Origin of the sequence: Xanthomonas sp. 3058 (genome assembly GCF_014199765.1) — a bacterium.
Classification (GTDB): Bacteria; Pseudomonadota; Gammaproteobacteria; order Xanthomonadales; family Xanthomonadaceae; genus Xanthomonas; species Xanthomonas campestris_B.
The window spans coordinates 1-2663 of sequence record NZ_JACHOF010000049.1 but is presented as its reverse complement, the minus strand read 5'-3'; the positions used below and the strand labels follow the sequence as shown (position 1 = coordinate 2663).

At 58.4% G+C, this 2663-nt stretch carries 3 protein-coding genes; all 3 read right to left on the bottom strand.

Features of this window, described 5'->3' with window-relative positions:
- Positions 1 to 480 precede the first annotated feature (480 nt).
- Complete coding sequence (locus GGR61_RS20830; RefSeq protein WP_184623823.1) at positions 481 to 1344, bottom strand: hypothetical protein; 864 nt, start codon at positions 1342 to 1344, stop codon at positions 481 to 483.
- Between the two features lie 3 nt (positions 1345 to 1347).
- Complete coding sequence (locus GGR61_RS20825) at positions 1348 to 1761, bottom strand: hypothetical protein (RefSeq protein ID WP_260289072.1); 414 nt, start codon at positions 1759 to 1761, stop codon at positions 1348 to 1350.
- A 76-nt stretch (positions 1762 to 1837) separates the two neighbouring features.
- Positions 1838 to 2632 (bottom strand): XVIPCD domain-containing protein, encoded by a 795-nt coding sequence (locus GGR61_RS20820; RefSeq protein WP_184623821.1) that lies wholly within the window; start codon positions 2630 to 2632, stop codon positions 1838 to 1840.
- Positions 2633 to 2663: the final 31 nt, after the last annotated feature.

Below are 2663 nucleotides of genomic sequence, written 5' to 3'. Positions count from 1 at the left end.
CCGCCAACTACCGTACACAACAAGCCAACAACGCAGTACCCTTCAACCCCGGGCTTTATCAGTAATCACTGGTACGGATGATGGGGGCAGGTCACTGGGACCGCAAGGAACGGCAAGTGACCCGCAACGACACCATCATGCTCGAGCTGGCACCACGCGGCGGCTTTGTCGGCTATCTGCGGCAAGCATCCGAGCCTGGTCGCTGATCCGGCAGTCGTGCCGCAACAGGGATGATGAGAGTGTTGAAGGCGCTGAGTTGGAGCGGCATGTTTTAGCGGACGAGAGAACGCGCTGCAAAAGGAAATGGCAAGCACCACCGGCGCGTCGCACGTGGTGTGTGAGTGGATCAGGCGTAGCGCCAGCGATCACGTCAGGCTCGACGTCACCTCATTGAAGATTGCTTGCTGCCTGGTATAGGACGCCAGCGTTTCAGCGTTTTCTCGAATCGTCGTACGCCAACTTCATCCCTATCCGCGCTGCTCAGCGTCCTGGCGTATGTGGTGTCACCTGAGATTGTGCCGCCTGATCATAACTGCGGACGGCATTATGCTGATCGGCTAAATAGATGCTGTCGCGCATCTCCGGCGCCGGCATGGTCGCATCCAGCTGGGCACGAAATCCAGGCGTCTTGCCTGCGACGAAGATCTGATCATCGCGCAAGGCGGCACCGGCAAGCTGGTCAACCCGCTCGATACCTGCCTGCTTCGCGACCAACATGGCCTCAGCCACCTTTGCGTCAGACACTGAGCCTGGTAGCTGGCCACGCAACGTATCAAAGTACGCACGATCCGGGTGTCCAACCGGGAACCTGTCATGTGACCGATCCTGCAGGCGCGACACGTCCTTGTTGATCCGATCCACGTCGCTGCCGGTCACCAGATCCCGCTCCGGGTCGCCCTGCGGTCGGGCCAGGCGCGGATCGTCGGGAAACAACTGCCTGAGCCGCGGATCGTTCAAACCAGTCGCCAGATCACCGTGGCGCAGCGCAGCGTAGGCCTGTCGCGCAAGCTCATCCTGCCCGGAGGTCTGATCGCCGAGCCGGCGGCCGGCTTCGTTGTTCCATAGATCCATCCGATGTTCGTAGGGATCATTTGGATGGGCCGGCCCAATCTCGGCATCATCACCGAACTTGCGTGCGATCCACTGCTGACCTAACGCAAGCTGGGTGACACGGCCACTGGTGTACGCATGCCGAAAGGCATCCAGCTCATCGTTGTGCCCCTGTGACTGGAAGGTGCCATCGGGACGCCTTGCCAACGTCGTGCCACTCAGCTGCTCGTAGTGCCGATACGCTTCCTGCTCAATCTCACGCTTGGCACCCTTTGGATCGGTGATATCGACCATGGCTTAGCCTCCCTGCGCTGCCTTCTGAAACTCGATCGGCCCTTGATAGCCCGGATACTTCTTCTTGATCAGGATGTGATCGGATGGCGTGACACAGCTATCCTCGAGGGAATTGGCCACATGTGCCTCGTCCACGAAGAACTCCTCGTAAGGCAGTGGCAGCACCGACGTTTCCCCGCCGCGATCGAACTTCAGCAGCAGGCTGTCATCGCGCTCGAAGCACAGCGTCTTCCAAGGGAAATCGGTCAACTTGCCGGCTTCGACCACAGCCGAATCCTTGCCGGCCAGCAGCGCCACAACATGCTCGGAAAACTGTTTGTTTGAGATCGGCGGCTCGGTCATGGCGCATCCTGCAAAGGTGGCGACGACCACTGCGGCCGATGCCGAAACGTAAGAACGGAAGATAGCGAATGGCATACGGCGCGGCTCCTTCCTGCGGTAAAGCGATGTTCTACCAGAAGTGCGCAGCGTACGCATACCAGCGTATTAGACCTCACACCATCCGAGGCGGCGGAGTGATCGACTGGTCGCGTTGCTGCTCCTGCTGCTGAGACTGTTGCTGCCGCTGCGTCTCACCTAAGGACTGCAATTGCGCCAGAGACTGCTCGACCGGCTGTGCGATCGCGTCGTTGGTCTTCATGTGCGCCATCTTGTGTGCGGGATCGTTCAACGCCCCCTCTACAACGAACAGGTTCTCGCCTTGTCGCACGGACTTATAATTCTCGCTCAGCACGACATGATCGATTCGCGACAGCCCGTGTTCTTTGGCTAAATACGCGCTGCTTGCTGCCAGCCGGGCGCTGTTGTCGTCGTACTCGCGGCCGAGGCCTTGCTCAAGGCGGCGAACTGCCTCTTCTGCTTGGCGATACAGCGGATCTGTTGGCGGCACTCTCGCGAGCTGTGTTGCCTCCTGTAGCGGAGATACCTGCTCACCGGGCGGCTGCGCTTCACCAATCACCTTCTGCCACCACTGCTGCTCAGGCTTCGGGTTGCTGTGCTCCTTATTCAACTCGCTCTTAGGCATGGGAGCAGGAATGCTCTTGATGTCGTCTACATTGTCTACGGGGCTGAGATTTCCCTCAAAATTCTTATCGAGGCCGTCTTTTGTCTTACGGTGAAGCAAAGCCTTATTGAGTGCATCCCAGGTGAAATCGATGCAGCTATTCTTAGCACCGTGATACTCCATACTGAATCCGTGCTTAGCAGGATCCTTGCCAAATTCCTTAGAGCGTGTTATGAACTTTGCTCTTGTCACGCTAACGTATGCGGATGAAGCCTCGTAAGCCATATCCGACCGATATCTCCGACGAAGAATGGGC

Bases quoted from the DNA above. Each gene is read 5' to 3' on its own strand.
- GGR61_RS20830 (WP_184623823.1), bottom strand. From the start codon at position 1,344: ATGGTCGATATCACCGATCCAAAGGGTGCCAAGCGTGAGATTGAGCAG.
- GGR61_RS20825 (WP_260289072.1), bottom strand. From the start codon at position 1,761: ATGCCATTCGCTATCTTCCGTTCTTACGTTTCGGCATCGGCCGCAGTG.
- GGR61_RS20820 (WP_184623821.1), bottom strand. From the start codon at position 2,632: ATGGCTTACGAGGCTTCATCCGCATACGTTAGCGTGACAAGAGCAAAG.